Annotated in this window: 20 protein-coding genes; 10 read left to right on the forward strand and 10 right to left on the reverse strand. The window is 46.4% G+C overall.

The annotated features are described in order from the left end of the window. Together WS40_RS06210 and sufU are read left to right on the forward strand one after the other, a co-directional pair. On the forward strand, positions 1 to 1088 hold a 1088-nt coding region (locus WS40_RS06210), incomplete at its 5' end, for an aminotransferase class V-fold PLP-dependent enzyme (RefSeq protein WP_046441087.1). After that, positions 1078 to 1503, forward strand: coding sequence for a Fe-S cluster assembly sulfur transfer protein SufU (gene sufU, locus WS40_RS06215; protein ID WP_046441088.1), 426 nt, complete (start codon positions 1078 to 1080; stop codon positions 1501 to 1503). The genes WS40_RS06210 and sufU, both read left to right, overlap by 11 nt. A gap of 41 nt (positions 1504 to 1544) precedes the next feature. Here sufU and WS40_RS06220 read toward each other — a convergent pair whose 3' ends face one another. The 10 genes from WS40_RS06220 to WS40_RS06265 all read right to left on the reverse strand — a co-directional run bounded on the left by WS40_RS06220 (position 1545) and on the right by WS40_RS06265 (position 11543). Beyond that, positions 1545 to 3257, reverse strand: a complete 1713-nt coding sequence (locus WS40_RS06220) for a glycosyl hydrolase (RefSeq protein ID WP_046441090.1) — start codon at positions 3255 to 3257, stop codon at positions 1545 to 1547. Between the two features lie 30 nt (positions 3258 to 3287). Beyond that, the gene (locus WS40_RS06225; protein WP_046441091.1) at positions 3288 to 5567 is read right to left on the reverse strand and encodes a glycoside hydrolase family 95 protein; all 2280 of its coding nucleotides are present in this window, start codon (positions 5565 to 5567) and stop codon (positions 3288 to 3290) included. 215 nt (positions 5568 to 5782) lie between these two features. Next, positions 5783 to 6550 carry an urease accessory protein UreD gene (locus WS40_RS06230; RefSeq protein ID WP_046441093.1) on the reverse strand — a complete coding sequence of 256 codons (768 nt, stop codon included), beginning with the start codon at positions 6548 to 6550 and terminating at the stop codon, positions 5783 to 5785. Beyond that, positions 6547 to 7158 carry an urease accessory protein UreG gene (gene ureG / locus WS40_RS06235; RefSeq protein WP_002851818.1) on the reverse strand — a complete coding sequence of 204 codons (612 nt, stop codon included), beginning with the start codon at positions 7156 to 7158 and terminating at the stop codon, positions 6547 to 6549. Before ureG ends, WS40_RS06230 begins: the two co-directional genes overlap by 4 nt. Before the next feature lie 36 nt (positions 7159 to 7194). Beyond that, a complete protein-coding gene (locus WS40_RS06240) occupies positions 7195 to 7869 on the reverse strand; it encodes an urease accessory protein UreF (protein ID WP_046441097.1) in 675 nt (224 codons plus the stop codon). 15 nt (positions 7870 to 7884) lie between these two features. Next, complete coding sequence (locus WS40_RS06245) at positions 7885 to 8373, reverse strand: urease accessory protein UreE (protein WP_117864122.1); 489 nt, start codon at positions 8371 to 8373, stop codon at positions 7885 to 7887. 15 nt (positions 8374 to 8388) lie between these two features. Then, a complete protein-coding gene (gene ureC / locus WS40_RS06250) occupies positions 8389 to 10101 on the reverse strand; it encodes an urease subunit alpha (protein ID WP_046441099.1) in 1713 nt (570 codons plus the stop codon). A 3-nt stretch (positions 10102 to 10104) separates the two neighbouring features. Continuing rightward, positions 10105 to 10785: an urease subunit gamma gene (gene ureA, locus WS40_RS06255; protein WP_002851772.1), complete on the reverse strand. Its 681-nt coding sequence runs from the start codon at positions 10783 to 10785 to the stop codon at positions 10105 to 10107. A gap of 33 nt (positions 10786 to 10818) precedes the next feature. Beyond that, positions 10819 to 11136 carry a hypothetical protein gene (locus WS40_RS06260; RefSeq protein ID WP_038672606.1) on the reverse strand — a complete coding sequence of 106 codons (318 nt, stop codon included), beginning with the start codon at positions 11134 to 11136 and terminating at the stop codon, positions 10819 to 10821. Continuing rightward, positions 11133 to 11543 carry a hypothetical protein gene (locus WS40_RS06265; protein ID WP_046441101.1) on the reverse strand — a complete coding sequence of 137 codons (411 nt, stop codon included), beginning with the start codon at positions 11541 to 11543 and terminating at the stop codon, positions 11133 to 11135. The genes WS40_RS06260 and WS40_RS06265 overlap by 4 nt, the downstream gene beginning before the upstream one ends. A gap of 499 nt (positions 11544 to 12042) precedes the next feature. On the opposite strand from WS40_RS06265, the gene speB reads away from it, so the two are divergent. The 8 genes from speB (at position 12043) to WS40_RS06305 (ending at position 18846) form a co-directional block, all read left to right on the forward strand. After that, the gene (gene speB, locus WS40_RS06270; RefSeq protein ID WP_022286952.1) at positions 12043 to 13005 is read left to right on the forward strand and encodes an agmatinase; all 963 of its coding nucleotides are present in this window, start codon (positions 12043 to 12045) and stop codon (positions 13003 to 13005) included. A 156-nt stretch (positions 13006 to 13161) separates the two neighbouring features. Continuing rightward, a complete protein-coding gene (locus WS40_RS06275; protein WP_325208458.1) occupies positions 13162 to 14028 on the forward strand; it encodes a transporter substrate-binding domain-containing protein in 867 nt (288 codons plus the stop codon). A gap of 9 nt (positions 14029 to 14037) precedes the next feature. Beyond that, positions 14038 to 14748, forward strand: a complete 711-nt coding sequence (locus tag WS40_RS06280) for an amino acid ABC transporter permease (protein ID WP_325208459.1) — start codon at positions 14038 to 14040, stop codon at positions 14746 to 14748. Between the two features lie 14 nt (positions 14749 to 14762). Continuing rightward, positions 14763 to 15422, forward strand: coding sequence for an amino acid ABC transporter permease (locus WS40_RS06285; RefSeq protein WP_046441103.1), 660 nt, complete (start codon positions 14763 to 14765; stop codon positions 15420 to 15422). 22 nt (positions 15423 to 15444) lie between these two features. Continuing rightward, positions 15445 to 16224 (forward strand): amino acid ABC transporter ATP-binding protein, encoded by a 780-nt coding sequence (locus WS40_RS06290; RefSeq protein ID WP_046441104.1) that lies wholly within the window; start codon positions 15445 to 15447, stop codon positions 16222 to 16224. Positions 16225 to 16255: 31 nt separating this feature from the next. Continuing rightward, a complete protein-coding gene (locus tag WS40_RS06295; RefSeq protein ID WP_046441106.1) occupies positions 16256 to 17530 on the forward strand; it encodes a sigma 54-interacting transcriptional regulator in 1275 nt (424 codons plus the stop codon). Further along, the gene (locus WS40_RS06300) at positions 17527 to 18237 is read left to right on the forward strand and encodes a trimeric intracellular cation channel family protein (protein ID WP_046441108.1); all 711 of its coding nucleotides are present in this window, start codon (positions 17527 to 17529) and stop codon (positions 18235 to 18237) included. The genes WS40_RS06295 and WS40_RS06300 overlap by 4 nt, the downstream gene beginning before the upstream one ends. Before the next feature lie 3 nt (positions 18238 to 18240). Continuing rightward, positions 18241 to 18846: a cytidylate kinase-like family protein gene (locus WS40_RS06305; protein WP_046441110.1), complete on the forward strand. Its 606-nt coding sequence runs from the start codon at positions 18241 to 18243 to the stop codon at positions 18844 to 18846. The last annotated feature ends 224 nt before the right edge of the window (positions 18847 to 19070 follow it).

Raw genomic sequence — 19070 nt, forward strand, 5'->3', positions numbered from 1 at the left:
ACAATGCAAACCCTCTCCGTGGAATTTATGAGCTGAGCGTTCAGGCAACGGAGGATTATGAGAATGCACGAAAGGCAGTGCGTGACTTTATCGGTGCGAAGTCTGTGCAGGAGATAATTTTTACACGCAACACCACAGAGAGCATAAATCTTGTGGCATACAGCTATGGGCTTTCCAATTTGAAAAAGGGCGACGAGGTGGTGGTTTCCATAATGGAACACCACAGCGACCTTTTGCCGTGGCAAATGGTTTGCAGGCAGACGGGTGCGGAGCTTAAATTCCTTGAATGTGAAAAGGACGGCAGTCTTGACCTTAACAAGGCTGAGGAACTTATAACAGACCGCACCAAGATAGTGGCTGTTACGCAGCTTTCAAATGTGCTTGGCAGAGAATATCCTATAGAAAAGCTTGCAGAAATTGCACACCGCAAGAACGCTGTTATGGTGGCAGATGGTGCACAGAGCACGCCGCATATTGCGGTGGACGTGAAAAAGCTTGGGGTGGATTTCTTTGCGTTTTCAGGGCACAAGCTTTATGGACCTATGGGCATAGGCGTGCTTTACGGCAGGCGTGAGTTGCTCGAAAAAATGCCGCCGTTTCTCACAGGCGGCGAGATGATAGAGTCGGTGTCAAGGACTTCGGCGGTGTATGCTGAACTGCCCCATAAGTTTGAGGCTGGCACTGTCAATGCGGCAGGTGCAGTGGGACTGAAATCGGCTATAGACTATGTGAAAAGCGTGGGCTTTGAGGAAATACACAAGAGAGAGCTTGAAGTTTCGGCGTATGCCTTTGAGAAAATGAAAGAGATTGCTCACATAAATATACTTGGTTCGGAGAAAGCTGAGGAGCATAATGGTATTTTGACTTTTACTGTGGACAATGTTCACCCACATGACGTGAGCGAGATACTTGCGGCAGACGGCATTGCAATCAGGGCAGGTCATCACTGCGCACAGCCGCTGCTTGAATACCTTGGCTATCGTTCAACAGTGAGGGCAAGCTTTGCTTTTTACAATACCAAAGAGGACGCAGACAGATTTTTAGACAGTCTTTCAACTGTTAGGGAGCGAATGGGTTATGGAAAATAGAAATTTTTACAATGAGATACTAACGGAGCACAATATGCACCCTGATTTCAAGCATGATATAGAGGACGCAGACATTGTGCTGGACGGGGTAAATCCAAGCTGTGGCGACGAGATACAGTTAAAGCTGAAAACTGACGGGGATATCATTACGGACGGGGCTTTTGTTGGTGACGGCTGTGCAATATCTCAGGCTTCAACGGATATAATGCTTGGGATGATAATAGGTCAGAGCAAGGAAAAGGCTTTGGAATATGCGGATATTTTCATGAGAATGATAAGGGGCGAGGCGTCTGACGAAGAGATAGACAGCCTTGAAGAAGCTTCTGCACTCAGGGATATTTCCCATATGCCTGCGAGAGTAAAATGCGCAATGCTCGGCTGGCGGACGCTTTCTGAGGCGCTGAAAGATAAATAGGGTATAAAAATGCCGCTGAGAGAGTTCTCAGCGGTCTTTTTCTATTCTGCTTTAGAAGTATTTTCTTTCTTCGTCTTGCTGTCAGCCTTTGAGCTATCATTCTTTTTGCTCTCAGCGGATTTTTCTTCCGTGTCCTTTATGGAACTTGCAAGGTGGGTGAAGTCGGGGAGCTTATCCCTTGTTAGAGTGAGATTGTTGTTATACGTCTTGATAAGCTCGGCGGCGGTGTTGTTTTCTTCAGCAAGCTTGCCGTCATCGGTCATAAGATAATTTCCGCCCCATTGACCTATGAACGCCCACATGGCTTTTTCGTCTGCAATGCTCTGTATGTCAGGGAAGCTTCCACATTCGCTCATTGCGATAGGCTTGTTCTTTGATATGCTTTGCAGGAAAAGCATTATGTTAACCTGTGCGTCCTTATTGCCGTCGTCATAAACATCGCAGGAAAGCACGTCGCAGTATTCGTCGCCCACATACCAATCGGCATTCTGTGCTGACCATACCCATATGAGATTGTTCAGCTTGTGGTATTTCGTCTGACGCTCGTACATAAGCTTCCAAAGCCATTTGTAGGCTTCCTTGTCATTGCCCCACCAGAAATCGCCGTTGCTGGCCTCGTGGAGCGGTCGCCAAAGCACTGCTATTCCCTCATCACGGAGGGTGGAGAGTTTCTCAGATACGGTGTCGATATCCTGAACGACAGCAACACATTCTTTGCTTACCTTGCCGTCCTTTTGAAGCTTTTTGATATCCTCAAGGCTTAGTTCTGCGATATTTTCCTTTGTAACTGCCTTTTTGATGTCAAAATCCGTCTGGTCGGCATAATATTCACGCTTGTCGTCAGGGGCAGCCCAGTGCCACATATAGCCCACTATGCCGTCCTTTGAAGCCCAATCCATGGCGATGTTCATTTCGGTGTCGGTGGTAATGCTGTCCTTTTCAGTGGCAAGCATAAGGTCGCCAAAACGTATTGCAGGGTATTTTCCTGTGGTTTTGTATATCATGTCTGTTTCAGCAGATGTGCCGATGGTGTCATGCTGACCCAAAAGCACCTGCTTGCCGTAGCTTTCGCAAAGATACTGATAAAGCGCTTTTGCGTTGTAGTCGGAGTCTTTGTTTGAAAGAGCAGGCTTTGATATAGTAAGGTCAAGTTTTGATATATCCTCGCTTGCGGTGAGGGTCAGGCAGTCAACGTCAAGTCCGCCGTCCACAGGGATAACGGATATTGCCGTCTTGCCTTTTTCTATGTAGATGTTCTTGAAAGTCACCTTTTCAAACTTGCCCGAGCCGCTGGCTGAGAAATCCTGAAGTTTTTTGCCGTTCACAGCTATGCCGTTCACACACGGCACATCGGAAGCCACTGTTATGGTAAGGTCATAATACTGTGAGTCGGTAAGCTCGATCTCTCTTGACCAATCTTCCTCAGTGGAAATGTTTGTCACATAACCCTTGCCCTTGTAGCCCTTGCGGTCGCTTTTTACTTTCGCCTTGCCTGAAACTGCGCCTGTTTCGGCTTCAACGCTTTTTGAAAACTTCACATAAGGTATGGCGTTTGCCACTATCTTTGTTTCTTCATAGCTTTTTAAAGCCTGCTCGTCAGCCTTGCTGTCATCGTTTGTCTGTTTCTTTGTTGTGGTTACAACAGATGTTTTTTCGGGGGCGGTCATGCTCTCGTTTCTGCCTATCTGCACTCCGCAGCCTGACAGCGTGCAAATTGCTGCAACAGCCGCTGCCATTATCCGATAATGTCTCATTTCAATATCCTCTCAAATTTTGTCTTTTGCTCAGAATGTGAGCGTGTATGTTTTACCTGTTTCCGTGTCAAACTCTGCTGCGCCGTCTGTGTACAAGGTCTGTACCTCGCTGCTTGCAGTGTGTACCTTTACACTGTCACACACTATCCTGCACTTCTTTCCGCACTTTGAGTGAATGTGGCAGGCTGTTATCTTTGAGTCTTTCCACTCAAGGTCGATAACAAAGCCGCCTCTTGCACAAAGTCCTTTAAAGCTGCCCTCCGACCATTCTTTCGGCAGTGCAGGCAGGAGAATTATCTCGCCGTTCTCGCTTTGCAAAAGTGCCTCCGTGATACCAGCTGTGCCACCGAAGTTTCCGTCTATCTGGAAAGGAGGGTGCATATCGAACATATTCTCGCTTGTGGAGTTTGAAAGAAGTGCTATAACATTTTCGTACACTTTTTCGCCGTCAAAAAGTCTTGCCCAGTGGTTTATTATCCATGCCCTCGACCAGCCTGTGTGTCCGCCACCGTGTGACAGACGTCTTTCAAGGGTAGCCCTTGCGGCTTTGGCAAGCTCAGGGGTCTTTCGCATTGTTATGATGTCAGCAGGATAGAGTGCGAAAAGCTGTGAGATGTGCCTGTGACCAGGCTCTACCTCGTCATAGTCCTCTGCCCATTCCATTATCTGACCGTATTTGCCTATCTCAGGTGCAGGAAGTCTGTCTCTGGCTTCAAGGACTTTCTTTCTGAAACCTCCGTCAGTTTCAAGTATTTTTGAAGCTTCCGCAACGGCAGTGAAAAGCTCATAGATTATCTGGCTGTCCATAGACGGACCTATGCAGATAGAGCCTTTTGAGCCTGAAGCTGTGAGATAAGTATTCTCAGGGGAAACTGACGGGCAGGTAACAAGTCTGCCTTTTTTGTCCTCGATAAGGAAGTCGAGGAAAAATTCTGCCGCTTCTTTCAGGGTGTCATATTTCTCGCTGAGAAACTCTCTGTCCTGAACATAGAGATAATGCTCCCATATGTGCAGGCAGAGCCATGCCGCACCCATTGGCCATTGTGTTCCGGGTATCCACAAGTCCTGCGGTGCGGTGTCGCCCCATATGTCGGTGTTATGGTGACAGACAAAGCCACGGCAGCCATACATATTCCTTGCGGTCTTTCTGCCGTTTGGACGGAGCTTCTCGATATGGTCGATAAGAGGCATATGAAGCTCTGAGAGATTACAGTTCTCTGCACACCAATAGTTCATTTCGGTATTGATATTGATAGTGAATTTACAGCCCCAAGCAGGCCACATATCCTTGTTCCAAATGCCTTGGAGATTTGTAGGCAGGGTCTTTTCTCGGCTGGCTGCAATAAGAAGATATCTGCCGAAATTGTGATACATTTCAATAAGCTTGTTGTCGGGATTGCCCTCTTTCACAAGTGCAAGTCTTTCGTCTGTAGGCAGTGTGGAATTACCTGAGCTGTTGTCGCAAAGGGAGATATTCGCACGGTCATAGTATGACTTGTAGTCTGCGATATGGTCAGCTTTAAGCTGTGCATAGGTTTTTTCCTCGGCTCTTTCAACGTCAAAGACAGCCTGTCCCTTGTAATCTTCACAGCGGTAGCTTGTCTGTGCGCCAAGGAGGATAGTCACCTCGTCGCAGTCCTCACAGGTTATGAAGCTTCCATATGGGTAGACCTTTCCGCCCTTGTGGAGTACCTTTATATAAGCGGCAAAGTTTATGCCGTTCTCTGAACCACATCCACCGTAAAAGAGGATATCGTTGTCATGCACAGGGGAGTTGTCGTCAAAATAATCATCTCTGCCGTCAATGCGTACACGGACGCTTATCGCTTTTTTCTCGGAAGCCGTTATGTGCATAACAAGCACCTGATCGGGCTGTGAGATAAACACTTCTCTTGTGTAGTCAACGCCGTTTATGGCATATTCTGTGGTGCAGACAGCGGTGTTAAGGTCAAGGCTTCTGCTCTTGAAGTCACATTCGCTCTCTTTATAATGTATAACGTTCATGTCGCCAAGGGGCATATAGTGCCTTTGATTTACAGGCGTGCCGCAGAAAGCGTCATAGATTATTTTTTCAGCCTCGTTTATTTTCTCCTCAAAAAGCAGTTTTCTCACTTTTTCGAGATTAGGCAGTGCGGACTTATTATTTCTTTCACGGAAGCCGCCCGACCAGACGGAGTCCTCATTGAGCTGAATCCTCTCTTCAAGTGGCTGAGAGAACACCATTGCGCCTATCCTGCCGTTTCCAAGGGGCAGTGCTTTGTTCCAATCGTCTGCAGGGGTCTTATACCAAAGAAGTGCGGAAGTATCCATAGCTAATCCTTTCGTTATCTGTATATATCTGTATTTTAATATGGTTGTAGGTTACAATCCCTTATATTATAGCATATTTTGTTTTGGTTGACAAGGGGGAGATCGTGGCTCTTGTGAGATGTGAGAAATAACAAAACCAGTGTAAGCCCACAGCAGGCTTTCACTGGTTTTGTTTATCATTTATAAAAAGTTTAACAATATTTTATACGCTGTTTTTATGTGCGAATTTTTTCTGCAATGTTCTGAAAAGCGTCAAAAATCTCTTCTCCCGAATGTCCCAAGGCTCTTATGGCTATGCCACGTTCCGTGTGAGTGGCGCAAAGCTGTGCGCTGTCAGGGTCGCCTGTATAGTCGGCTTGGTAAATGCTTTCCAGCATTGTCTTGTCAGGGGTGTAGATATACATAAATCCCGTGTGGGTGAAGCCCTCGAAAAAGCCTTTTTGCCGTATGGGCAGTGCGGCGGGGTCGATAAGAGTGTTGTCGATAAAATCCGCTCTGCCGTCAATTGCTATCTCGGTGCGTGAGCGAAAGCGCTTCAAGCCGAACTCCTCCCCCATTGCAGTTCTGCCACAGCAGTATATCTCAGAGAAAATAAGCTCAGAGCTTTCTGTGATGTTCACCTTGCCCATAGAGATATGCTCACAGCCTGTGAAAGTCATTATAGGGTGGGGCATATAGCAAAGTCTTGCGTTTTTGCGCACAACAAGCTTTATGCTCTGTTTTGATACGCCGCCGTTTGTGTTGAAAAGCTTTTGATAGCCCTGATCTGTGAAAATGACCTTGCAGTTTTCCCCCACAAAAAGCTTTATCTCGTTTTCGTCACCTGCCAATACTCCTGCTGAGCCGCACATTGAGATATATTTCGCCCAGCCTTTATGGTCATAAAATGGTGAATACACCTTGAAAGGGGGAGCGAAAAATAAGTCCTCAGTAACGGTTTTTTGTCCGTCAAAGGCTGTTGACAGGCTTAGTCTGCCGTTCATTTCAGATCCTCAAAAAGCACTGATTTTTTTATCCAGTCTATGACCTGAGAAACGCCCTCACGGCTCATGAGATTTGTGAAAAGAAACGGTCTGTCGCCCCTCATGCGCTTTGAGTCGGAAGCCATTACTTCAAGGGAAGCTCCAACAAGTGGCGCAAGGTCTGTCTTGTTGATAACAAGCAGGTCGGAACGTGTCACGCCAGGGCCGCCTTTTCTTGGTATCTTTTCACCCTGTGCAACGTCGATAACATAGATAGAAGCGTCTGCAAGGTCAGGGGAGAATGTGGCGGAAAGATTGTCGCCGCCGCTTTCAATGAAAACGATCTGCGTGTCAGGGTGCTTTTTCACCATTTCGTCAACGGCTTCCAGGTTCATTGAGCAGTCTTCTCTTATGGCAGTGTGAGGACAGCCGCCTGTTTCAACACCAACTATCCTGTCAGCAGGCAGGCATGAGTTTTTTGTAAGAAATTCTGCGTCCTCTTTGGTGTAGATATCGTTTGTTACAACGCATATGGAATATTCTTTTGACATTTCTCTTGTAAGGCGTTCGATAAGTGCGGTTTTTCCCGATCCCACAGGTCCGCCTACGCCTATTTTTACATAGCTCATTTTTGGTACTCCTTATTATATTATATAAATCATAGCTTATGACATATACTGTCTTGAATACAGCCGTTCGTGCTGCATTGCACGCAGGTCAAAGCCTGCGCCGCTTATGCCGATATCGTTTATATCAGTGAAAAGGGCTTTTTCTGAAGCGGAGGATATAAGCTCAAAGCTCTCTCCGAGAATTTTCTGCCCTGCAAGCTGACTAAGAGGTACAAGCTTCACGCAGTTTGTGACTATGGCGGAGCATATGGAATAGCCGTATACCGCAAGCCCCTCTGAAAGCTCGATGCCATTGTCACGCATATAAAGCCCATAGGCGATGCACTGATGTCCCTTGCATATGCCCTGCTCCGTCAGGCTTTTATAAAGCCCTGTGAAGCTTTCCTGACCATTGTTGCATATTTTGAAAAAACGCCTTGTGACCTTTTCTGAGCCGCTTCGTATCTCAAATGGTGTTTTCGCCGCAGAGTATATCTCATCAAGACGGCAAAGCTCCTTTTCGTCAGCATTGTATGCCGCTGCCGCCGCACCAAGCTCATTGTAGGGCAGCACTGAGATGTAAGAATGGAGATATTCTTCAAGCCCTTTTGGCGAAGTGATGATATCATGCTGAACGTAGGTTTCAAGCCCGTTTGAAAGCGTGAACGCACCCACCGGGAAAAGGCTGTCGCATATTTGCAGAATGTGCATAAGTCCTGCGGTATCGGTCATTTTTATCAGCTCCGTTTAGTGTGAATGTTCGTGGTGATGATGTTCCCCATGCTCGTGGGAGTGGCTGTGTGAGTGTCCGTGAGCTTTGCAGACGATAAAATCGTCAAATCTGCCTATGATGTTCTCACACTCAAAGCCGAGGTTTTTCAGGTGCTTTTCTGTAGGCTCGTCATGTGGGATAAGCACGTTGTCGTCGGATATTTTAAGTGACAAATGCCTGTTGCCTATCTCAAAGCAAAGCCTGCCCATTTCCTGCATAGTGTGAACGTTTATCTTGATAAGGGGACAGCTTGTGAGCTTCACTGCTACGCAAAGCTTATCGTCAAGATAGATGATATCCCCGTCCTTTAGGTTTTCGTCAATGGCAATGCCTATGTCACGTCCTCCTGCGGTGGTTTTTCTTATGCGCTTTTTCTCGGCTTCAAACCAATCAAGCTCAACTGTGTCTACTTCTACGGAAGGGGTGCTTTCAGAGAGATTGCCTAATATTTTTTCTGCTATCATTTTTGTTTCCTCGCTTTAGAACATAAAGTAACGCTGTGCCAATGCAAGCTCGTCAAAAGGCTCGCAGGTAATAACTTCGCCGTCAACTGTGACAGTGTAGGTCTCAGGGTCTACTCTTATATCACCGCAGACGTTGTTGTATACCATATCAGCCTTTGAGATGTTTCGGCAGTTCTTCACAGGAAGCACCTGCCTTTTAAGACCAAGCTTCTTTTTTATGCCGTCCTCGTAGGCGTATTTTGATACGAACGTGATACAGGTGCTTGAAAGGGCAAGCCCGTGACCACCGAACATTTCTGTGTAACACACAGGCTGAGGGGTAGGGATAGAAGCGTTTGCGTCGCCCATTTTTGATGCGAAAATAAATCCGCCCTTTATTATCATGTCAGGCTTTGCACCGAAAAATGCAGGATTCCAAAGAACGAGGTCTGCCACCTTGCCAACTTCCACTGAGCCTACATATTCTGATACACCGTGGGTTATAGCAGGGTTTATAGTGTATTTTGAAATGTAGCGTTTTATTCTGAAATTGTCGTTTCGCTGGCTGTCCTCAGGGAGTGCGCCACGTTGTTTCTTCATTTTGTCAGCGGTCTGCCATGTTCGTGTGATAACTTCGCCTACACGTCCCATTGCCTGAGAGTCGGAACTCATCATTGAGAATATTCCCATATCGTGCAAAACGTCCTCTGCGGCGATAGTTTCAGGACGTATCCTTGAATCTGCAAAAGCAATGTCCTCCGGGACGTTCTTGTCAAGGTGATGACACACCATGAGCATATCCAGATGTTCGTCAAGAGTGTTTGCGGTGTAAGGCATTGTAGGGTTCGTTGAGGAAGGGAGAACATTCGGGAACGCTGCTGCTCTGATAATGTCAGGAGCGTGTCCGCCGCCTGCACCCTCTGTGTGATAAGTGTGGATAGTCCTGCCCTTGAAAGCATTGACGGTATCTTCAACAAATCCGCCCTCGTTAAGAGTGTCGGTGTGGATAGCCGCCTGAACGTCATACATATCCGCAACAGTAAGTGCGTGGTCGATAACGTCAGGGGTAGAGCCCCAGTCCTCGTGTATCTTCAAGCCTATACAGCCTGCCTTTATCTGCTCTTCAAGAGTTGTGATGTCGCTTGAATTTCCCTTGCAGAGATAGCCGAAATTCATTGGCAGGTCTTCGGATGCTTCCAACATTCTGTGGATATTGAACTCGCCGGGTGTACAGGTGGTGGCATTGGTGCCGTCGGCAGGACCTGTACCACCGCCTATCATGGTGGTGATTCCGCTGTAAAGGGCTGTTCTCACCTGAGTTGGAGAGATAAAATGAATGTGCGTGTCAAGTCCGCCAGCGGTGAGGATAAGTCCCTCGCCTGCGATAGCTTCCGTGGAAGCGCCTATTATCATGTTTTTGTCAACGCCATTCATGATGTCGGGGTTGCCTGCTTTGCCTATTCCTGCTATCCTGCCGTCCTTTATGCCAACGTCAGCCTTTATGATGCCTGTGCTGTCGATGATAAGAGCGTTTGTGATAACAGTGTCAAGGCACTCCTTGTCAGTGGCTTTGCAGGATTGCCCCATGCCGTCACGGAGAGATTTTCCTCCGCCGAACTTTGCTTCATCACCATGAACTGTCAAATCTTTTTCCACTTCTGCAATAAGAGAAGTGTCGCCCAAGCGCACCCTGTCGCCAACTGTCGGACCATACATATCGCAGTAAGCTTTTCTCGATATCTCGATCATTTCCTACACCCCCTTGAAGCCAAGCTTTTTAGCCTTTTCAAAGGCTGCCTGCTTGATGTTTTCATCGTCCATTTTTCCGTTTACAAGGCCATTCAGACCATAGCCTATGCGGTCGCCGCCGATAGGTATAAGACGGACGGTCTTTTTCTCGCCAGGCTCGAATCTTACCGCTGTGCCTGCGGGGATATCAAGCCGCATACCATAAGCCGCCTTGCGGTCAAATTCCAAAGCCTTGTTTACCTCAAAAAAGTGGAAGTGGGAGCCTGTCTGGATAGGTCTGTCCCCTGTGTTTGAAACTGTAAGCTCAATGCTTTCTGTTCCCTCGTTGAGCTTGACAGTGCCTTCCTCAACGATAAATTCCCCCGGGTGAAGCTTGCTTGCACCCTTGATAGGGTTGTGTACTGTCACAAGCTTTGTGCCGTCGGGCATTGTGGATTCTATTTGTATTTCGTGTATCATTTCAGGAACGCCGTCCATGACGTCATCAGCGGTAAGAAGCTTTGTGCCGTATTGCATAAGCTCAGCGGCTGACGCTCCTGCTCTTGCTTTTTCCATTACTTCCATGCTTATGTATGCCACAGCTTCAGGGTAGTTGAGCTTTAATCCCTGTGCCTTTCGGTCACGGGCAAGCATGCCCGCATAATGGAGCATAAGCTTATCCTGCTCTCTTGGAACAAGTCGCATTATTATTCCTCCTATTTATATAGTATAGTGTATCTACTGCTTTTTCTCTGTAAGGGCTTTTCTTACTACTCCCTCAGGGTCGCTTATGAGCATAGTGCCGAGCCATACGACGGTGCCGAGTGCAACAACGCAGATTCCTAAAAAGCTGTCGTTTATCATGTCTGCGGTGGCAGGGGTGAAATATCCTGCGCCCTGCTCTTTGTATTCAAAAAGTGCGTCCACGAGCCACATTATAGATGCGCCCCAGTACATATAGCACATCAGCCCCACTTTAAGCTTTCTGGCTTTTGGTGATGTGTACCATACTATGGTAATGATAACGGCTGCTATGAGTGTGATAAGAAGTGTCATACGGCGTCACCTCCCAGCTTTGCAGTCTTTTTTGGCTTACGTTTCAGTATCTTGTCAGACACCACAGTCAGCACAGCCCATACCGCTGTCACAAGAACAGCCATTGATGTTCCGACAGTCGCCATTTCGTGGAATGCTACTGCCATTTCCGAAGGGTCGTTAGCCGCTGTCAGGAATGGGAAGAACGGAGATATCTCGCCATGCCACAGATGTTCAAATGCCAAAAGACCAGAGCCACCCCACAGAAAGCCTGAGAGCCTTGTTATCTTTTTAGAAAGAGGAAGCTTGTCCTCCGAAAGAGCTTTGACCTTTGTCTGCTCATCTGCCTTTGCCTCGTGAGACTTTACTGCCTTTGCCACAATAGTTGTAACGATCGCTTCTGTTGCTGGTACTAAAAAACAAGCCATAATAAAACTTCCTTTCAAAATTGTTTTCTGAGTTTGACCTGGTGATAATAAAAAAACAACGCCCTTATAAACCGACAGGCATTGCCGTATCGGTTATAAGAGCGTCATTGCTTTGATTATCAGTATAGCACAGAGCTTTTTATTTGGCAATAGTGTTAATGAAAAATTCTTATTTTATTCAGCTTTGAATAAAAAATAAATGTGAACAAAATGAAAGTCTTATATCTGAATATTGCATTATTGTCATTTGTAGATTTGCACAAAGAAACTATTCAAAAATGAATAGTTGCGACTTTGACATGGATAAAATGACGTAAATACGCTGTATAAGTGATAACAAAGCTTATTCCAAAGTGAATAATTTTCAGAAAAATTGAAAAATAGCTCTTGACAACTTGCAGGAATGGTGATATAATTCTGCACATAGAGCAATTCAGAAATGACTTGAACGGTCATGCGGATATGTTTCTCAGTGATTTTGAAAGGAAAGTGACCTCAAATGATCAACAACAATTGTCAGCCACCGAGCGCCTCAGGCTCTCCTCGTTTTTGTAATATGGGTAATTTCATGAGGCTTCCTCACGCGACCTCAGCAGAGGGATTGGATTTCGCTATCGTTGGTATACCGTTCGATACCGCCGCTTCTTTCAGAGCAGGCGCAAGATTTGGTCCTAACGGTGTAAGAAACATCTCGGCAATGATAAAGCCTAACAATGTTGCAATGGGCGTCAACATTATGGATTCACTCAAGGGCGCAGACCTTGGCGACGTTCCTGTGATCCCTGATTATATTCACGAAACATATGCAGCTATCGAGCAGACCTTGGACGGTGTTCTTGAATGCGGTGCAGTTCCGATAAGCATTGGCGGCGACCACGCTATCACCCTTGGCGAACTTAGAGCTATCGCAAAGAAGCATGGAAAGGTAAGCCTTGTGCATTTCGATTCACACCTTGACCTGTGCGATACGGTTTTCGGTCAGAAATACAATCACGGCACACCATTCAGAAGAGCAATGGAGGAGGGTCTTATTGATCCTGAGAAGTCGGTTCAGATCGGCATGAGAGGTTCTCTTTACGATCCTGACGATTTCAAGATCGCCGCAGACCTTGGCTTCACGGTTATCCCAGGGGACAAGCTCCACACATATTCTCCTGAAGATCTTCTCAAGGTCATAAAGGAAAAGGTTGGCGACAACAAGGTGTTCCTTACATTCGATATCGACTTTGTTGACCCGGCTTATGCACCAGGTACAGGTACTCCTGAGGTGGGAGGATTTACTTCCTTTGAAACACTTCAATATATAAGAGCGCTGAAAGATCTGAACTTCACAGGTTTTGATGTAGTAGAAGTTGCTCCTCCATATGACCACTCAGAGATAACAGCTTATATGGGCGCAAATATCATTTTTGAGTTCATGTCTATCCTTGCTTATCAGAAGAAGATCGGCAAGAGAAAATAAAGATAGAAAAATAATTCACTCTCCAATAAATATAATATCAAACGCAACGGAGCGTTGACGGCGGCACTAGGGTGTCTGGCTTGTCAGCGCTCCGAATTATTTAGAAAAGTAAGTGAAAGGTTGGAATCAGTTATGAAAAGCGGAAGAAGATTTGGAATGTTAAAAAAAGTTTGTGCAGTGGCGGTGGCTTCAGTACTTGCGGCAGGATGTCTTACAGCCTGCGGAAGCAGCAAGAACACAGAACCGCTCACACTGGATCAGATCAAGGAAAACGGTAAGCTCACAGTTGCGACAGAAGCCGCTTATGAGCCTTTTGAATACATGGACGGCGATAAGATCATAGGCTACAACGCAGATCTGTTCGCTAAGATTTGCGACGATCTGGGGGTAGAGCTTGATTATATCGACCTGCCGTTCCAAGGAATACTTGCAGGACTTGAAGCAAAGAAATATGACGTTGTTGGAGCAACACTCGGCGTAACTGCTGAACGTGCAGGCAAGTACACGATGACTTATCCTATCCAGAACGGAACTACAGTTTTCGTAAAGAGAAAGGGCGATGACAGCATCAAGTCTATTGAAGATATGTCAGGCAAAAAGGTCGGCACACAGACTTCTTGCTACAATGAGGACGATACAAAGAAATTCAACGAGAAGCTAAAGTCAGAGGGCAAGGACGGCTATGCTGAACTGCTCAAATACGACTCATTCCCTGAGGCTTTTGCAGAGCTTAAGAACGGCAAGATAGACCTTGTTGCTCAGAACTATGCAAGCTGCGCCGCAGTTGTAATGAAGAATCCTGACGATTATGAGATAGTGGCTGACGATTCAGGCAAGGCTGAAATGGTCGGCACAGACACTTGGGTATCATGGGCTGTTCGTAAGGAAGACACAGAGCTTTCTGACTATATCAACTCTGAGATACACAAGTTCAAAGAGGACGGAACTCTTGCAGAGCTCCAGAAGAAATGGTTTGGTGAAGCCGTTGACCTGCCTGAGAGCGATTATATCCCTGCCGAGTAAAAAGCATCTTTGAAAGGAGGAAATGCTTCGTCGCAAATGGCGGAGCATTATATATCAATGGAGAATTTCAACATAGTATGGCATTATAAAGACCTGCTGCTGAAAGGTCTTGGCTATACAGTATTCGTATCCGTTGTAGCGATACTTATAGCACTTTGCGTTGGTATGCTGCTTTCGGTGATGAGAATGGGCGGCGATTCGCTTCCTTCAAGGATACTGAAAAAGATAGTCGCAGTTTATATAAGCTTTGTCCGTGGCACGCCTGTGCTGGTGCAGATATACATTATATATCAGGCGCTTGCAGTAATGGGTCTGAATCTTTCAAACCTGGCGTCAGGCATAATCGCTCTTAGCCTTAACAGCGGCGGATTTATTGCAGAAATAATCCGTGGCGGGCTTACGGCTGTGCCAAAGGGTCAGACGGAGGCGGCCAGAGCCTTGGGCATGAGCGAGCCAAAGATACTAATGAGGATAGTTTTCCCACAGGTATTCAAGGTAGCTTTGCCGCAGCTGACAAGCGAGTTCATAAACGTTATAAAGGTGTCGCCGATGCTTTCTGTGTTGGCAATCGTAGAGCTTACAAGAACGGCTCAGCGTCTTGTAACGCAGACATACATAAACCTGCCTTTCTATATTGCTATTGCAGTTATGTATTTTGTTATCTGCGCAGGACTTGAAGAACTTGTAAAGCTTCAGAAGAAAAGACTTGAAAGAAGATAAGGAGGCGCAGATATATGAACGAATTTATGCACGTTGCGGAAATAGCGCTTCCGCTGCTTTTGCAGGGTCTTGGAACAACGGCGGCAATATCGGTGCTGTCTATCCTTATTGCAATAGTGTTAGGCTCGGCGGTAGGCTATATGTGCCTTTCAAAAAACAAGGCGGTTGAGCTTATCGCAAGGGCGTTTATAAAGATATTCAGATGCACCCCTTTTATGGTGCAGGTATATCTTGCATATTACGGACTCCCTGCTCTTGGTCTGAACGTTTCAGCGTTCTCAACAGGCGTTATAATTCTTGGAATGTACACAGCGGCTTATACCGCAGTTATTCTTGAAAGCGGCGTCAGCGCTATCCCAAAGGGACAGTTTGAAGCTTCATATGCAATGGGAATGTCAAGATTTAAAACAATGGTGAGAATAATTTTCCCGCAGACTTTGAAAATAATCGTTCCGTCACTGACAGGACAGTTTGTTCAGACTGTTAAGGACTCATCTATCCTTTCTATCATCACAGTTGCAGAAATGACAATGATGACAAAGGAAGCTATCGGTATAACTTTCAGCCCTCTGATAGTTTATATCTGTGCAGGCGTTCTTTACTGGGCGCTGAACCTTGTTATCGAGTTCGCATCAAGATGTATAGAAAAGCACAACAACCGTGTTGCTATCTGACGAAAAAGGAGTGTAAAATACAATGGCTGAAAGCAGAAAGCCTGTTATATCGGTTCACGATCTGGCAAAGAATTACGGGGAGCTTAAGGTCCTCAGAAAAATAGATATGGATATTTACAAGGGCGAGGTGGTAAGCGTTATCGGCCCTAGCGGCTCTGGCAAAAGCACTTTTCTCAGATGCCTGAACTATCTCGAGGAGCTGACATCAGGCGAAATAGATATAGGCGGAGTTTCCCTAAAGGGCATCGACGAGGACAAGCACAACAAAAAGCTTAACGAAAAGGCTGCAAAGGTCATAAGAAAGAATGTTGGAATGGTGTTCCAGCAGTTCAACCTTTGGCCGCACAAAACAGTGCTTGAAAACGTCATGGAGTGTCCTGTTCAGGTTAAAAAGGCTAACAAGGAAGAAACAAAGAAGAAAGCCATGGAGCTTCTTGCGAGAGTTGGAATGGACGGCAAGGCAGACGCTTATCCTACTCAGCTTTCAGGCGGTCAGCAGCAGCGTGTGGCTATTGCGAGGACCCTTGCAATGGAGCCTGAGGTCATACTCTTTGACGAGCCGACTTCCGCCCTTGACCCTGAGTTCGTTGGCGAGGTTCTGAACGTTATGAAAGACCTGGCTAAGGCAGGAATGACAATGATAGTTGTCACACACGAAATGGGCTTTGCGGCAGAGGTGGCAAACAGAGTCTGCTTTATGGACGGCGGCTATGTTATCGAGGACGGCACCCCTGAGGAAGTGTTCAAGCACCCTAAGAGCGACCGTGCAAAGCAGTTCTTCTCAAAGATACTTAATGTGTAAACTATAAAGCCGCAGAAAGGAGTGCAGACAAATGGATTATGAGCAGCTAGGGCACATTCTCGAAAGTATCCACCCAGGAGTGACTATTGCCGACAGCAGCGGAGTGTTCAGATTTGTTTCAAACTCCTATCTCAGCGGCAGAAGCGTAAAAGGCTCTGACATAATAGGTAAATTCGCAGGCTCAGAGGAAATGATGAAGATGTTTTCCCCTTGCGTGACGCAAATGGTTTTTGAAAGCCACAAGCGTGTCACAACAGTGCAAAAAGGCGTTGACAATGAGGAAACTTTCGTCACGGGAATACCGGTATTCAAGGACGGAGAGCTTGAGATGATAATAAGCTATTCCTCTTGGGAGATAACAGGCTTTGACGACCTGCGGGAGCGTTACAATGTTTTGCAGTATCAGAACAAAAAGCTTCTTGATGAAATAGAGCTTATGACAGGACGTGACGGTGGACAGCGTTATATCGCCCAAAGCAGCCGTTCAAGAGACGCAAGGCGGCTTGCAGGAGTTTTCTGTGACGCAGGCTGTCCGTGTTACATCTATGGTCCCACAGGAAGCGGCAAAAGCTATCTTGCTTCCACTATATACGGCAAAAAAGGAACGCTTTACACCTATGACTGCGCACCTGTCGGGGAAGAAGTCATAGAAAAGGAGCTTCTTGGAGAGGGGTCGATGATATCGCCGCTTTCGGGCATTTACGCTGTGATAATAAAGCATATAGACAGGCTGTCGCCTAGGCTTCAAAGGGCAGTCCTTGAAAAATGCGCAAAAGCAGGCATTGTGCCTGTGGGGCTTTCTGAACATTCGGTGGAGGAGCTTAAAGGTGCTGACAAGCTGTCGGAGGAGTTTATAAGCGAGTTCGAGCCTTATCAGGTGCAGATGTATTCTCTTGGCGAGCGTGCGGAGGATCTTAAAAGCTTTATCGACTATTATCTCGGCTCGGCAAACAAGAAATACTCACGGAGCGTTGAGTTCACCCCTCGTGCCATGGGCTGTTTGTTGGGATATGATTGGAAAGAAAATATCGACGAGGTGCATAGGACTATCGAGCGTATCGTTCTTACTACCGAGAAGAAAAAGGTGGACGTTTTCGACTTGCCTGACAGGATAACAGGCGGTTCGTCTGAGGTATTTGCACAGAATGCCTCCCTAAAGGATATGCTTGAATTTTACGAAAGCGGACTTGTGATGAGAGCCTATGAAAAATACAGAACATCTGTGGCTGTGGCACAGAAGCTTGGCATAAGTCAGGCGACGGCGGTGCGGAAGATACACAAATATGCAGGCAGGGACGTTGAATGAATGAGCGTTTTGATGTTATCGTTACGATACTTGAACTTATCGGCACTGCAGCGTTTGCGGCAAGCGGTGCGCTGACAGCGATAAAAAGGCGTTTTGACCTTTTCGGCGTTATAATAATAGGAGTGACAACGGCTGTGGGCGGTGGGATAATGCGTGATATCGTCATCGGAAGTCATCCTGTGGCGGCGTTTCGTGACCCCCTCGCAATGAGTGCGGCGGCTTTGATATCGGTGCTTGTGTTTGCTGCCTTGGCTGTAAAAGGCGACCTGGGGGGCAAGGCGTTGAAGCTTTATGATACTGCAATGCTCATGCTCGATACTATAGGGCTTGGCATTTTCACTGTTACAGGTATAACAGCGGCAATGAGGAGCGGAGTGTCAGACAACACTTTTTTGCTTGTGTTTTCAGGAGTTATAACAGGCGTTGGGGGCGGAGTTCTCAGGGATATTTTCGTGAACAAGAAACCTGAGATATTTGTGGGCAACATTTATGCCTGCGCTTCTGCCACAGGTGCAGCGGCTTTTCTGCTTTGCTATGGCATGATGTCATTCATGCCTGCCTGCATGGTGAGCCTTGCGGTGACGTTTTCCCTAAGGCTCATGTCGGTGAAATTCGGTTGGAATTTGCCGAAGATTCAGATAAAAGCCAGACAGGAGCGGAGGATAGCCGCCACTAAAGAAAATCTCATAAATAAAAAAGGAGCATAGACTATGAAAAAGTTTATTATTACCATAAGCCGTGAGTTCGGCTGCAACGCAAGAGAGGTCGCAAGAAAGGCGGCGGCTGAGCTTGGCGTGGAGTTTTATGACAAGGACCTTGTAGATATGGCGGCGGAGCGTGCAGGCATAAGCCGTGACTCGTTTCTTGACAGTGAGGAAATGCTTGACAAGAACGCTGACCGCCTGCTGAAGTCATTCGGCTACGGCTCATCAACGCAGTTTTATTCCGACAAGGCTGTAAAAGCGCAGGTTGATATCATCAGAGATCTTGCAAACAAGCGTGTATCCGCCATATTCTTCGGCAGATGTGCAGACTATGTTCTCAGAGAATATCCAAACCACATGAACGTTTTTCTCTATGCGCCTTTGGAAGCAAGGATAAAGCATATGTGTGAAACTTATGACCTTTCATGGCCGGAGGCTGACAAGCTCATAAAACGTGTTGACCGCCAGCGCCACAACTATTATAAATACGTCACAGGCAAAAATCGTGGTGACCGTGACAACAAACATCTTATGATCGACGTAAGCGAATACGGCACTGATCTCACTGCCGAGATGATATGCTTCGCTGCAAGAAAGATGTTCGAGGACTAAGCTTTCTACTGATTACCAAATCTTCATTTGTGGGGTGCTTCTGCTTTGGAGCGCCCCTCTTTTCTTACATTTGTGAATATGAACAAAATGCAGGATATAAAGTTTATTTATTCATACAACATTTTCTGTAAGTTTAAAAGACAGCTTACGTTAATAAAAAGTTTATATATAAAATATAAAATGACTGATTTTCAGTATTGCAGTTGTAGTTGCTACAGGATATA

This window comes from Ruminococcus sp. N15.MGS-57 (genome assembly GCF_000980385.1).
Classification (GTDB): domain Bacteria; phylum Bacillota; class Clostridia; order Oscillospirales; family Ruminococcaceae; genus Hominimerdicola; species Hominimerdicola aceti.

What these genes read in the sequence shown, in the direction of transcription:
- sufU (WP_046441088.1), top strand. Translation starts at nt 1,078, where the DNA reads ATGGAAAATAGAAATTTTTACAATGAGATACTAACGGAGCACAATATG.
- WS40_RS06220 (WP_046441090.1), bottom strand. Translation starts at nt 3,257, where the DNA reads ATGAGACATTATCGGATAATGGCAGCGGCTGTTGCAGCAATTTGCACG.
- WS40_RS06225 (WP_046441091.1), bottom strand. Translation starts at nt 5,567, where the DNA reads ATGGATACTTCCGCACTTCTTTGGTATAAGACCCCTGCAGACGATTGG.
- WS40_RS06230 (WP_046441093.1), bottom strand. Translation starts at nt 6,550, where the DNA reads ATGAACGGCAGACTAAGCCTGTCAACAGCCTTTGACGGACAAAAAACC.
- ureG (WP_002851818.1), bottom strand. Translation starts at nt 7,158, where the DNA reads ATGAGCTATGTAAAAATAGGCGTAGGCGGACCTGTGGGATCGGGAAAA.
- WS40_RS06240 (WP_046441097.1), bottom strand. Translation starts at nt 7,869, where the DNA reads ATGACCGATACCGCAGGACTTATGCACATTCTGCAAATATGCGACAGC.
- WS40_RS06245 (WP_117864122.1), bottom strand. Translation starts at nt 8,373, where the DNA reads ATGATAGCAGAAAAAATATTAGGCAATCTCTCTGAAAGCACCCCTTCC.
- ureC (WP_046441099.1), bottom strand. Translation starts at nt 10,101, where the DNA reads ATGATCGAGATATCGAGAAAAGCTTACTGCGATATGTATGGTCCGACA.
- ureA (WP_002851772.1), bottom strand. Translation starts at nt 10,785, where the DNA reads ATGCGACTTGTTCCAAGAGAGCAGGATAAGCTTATGCTCCATTATGCG.
- WS40_RS06260 (WP_038672606.1), bottom strand. Translation starts at nt 11,136, where the DNA reads ATGACACTTCTTATCACACTCATAGCAGCCGTTATCATTACCATAGTA.
- WS40_RS06265 (WP_046441101.1), bottom strand. Translation starts at nt 11,543, where the DNA reads ATGGCTTGTTTTTTAGTACCAGCAACAGAAGCGATCGTTACAACTATT.
- speB (WP_022286952.1), top strand. Translation starts at nt 12,043, where the DNA reads ATGATCAACAACAATTGTCAGCCACCGAGCGCCTCAGGCTCTCCTCGT.
- WS40_RS06275 (WP_325208458.1), top strand. Translation starts at nt 13,162, where the DNA reads ATGTTAAAAAAAGTTTGTGCAGTGGCGGTGGCTTCAGTACTTGCGGCA.
- WS40_RS06285 (WP_046441103.1), top strand. Translation starts at nt 14,763, where the DNA reads ATGAACGAATTTATGCACGTTGCGGAAATAGCGCTTCCGCTGCTTTTG.
- WS40_RS06290 (WP_046441104.1), top strand. Translation starts at nt 15,445, where the DNA reads ATGGCTGAAAGCAGAAAGCCTGTTATATCGGTTCACGATCTGGCAAAG.
- WS40_RS06295 (WP_046441106.1), top strand. Translation starts at nt 16,256, where the DNA reads ATGGATTATGAGCAGCTAGGGCACATTCTCGAAAGTATCCACCCAGGA.
- WS40_RS06300 (WP_046441108.1), top strand. Translation starts at nt 17,527, where the DNA reads ATGAATGAGCGTTTTGATGTTATCGTTACGATACTTGAACTTATCGGC.
- WS40_RS06305 (WP_046441110.1), top strand. Translation starts at nt 18,241, where the DNA reads ATGAAAAAGTTTATTATTACCATAAGCCGTGAGTTCGGCTGCAACGCA.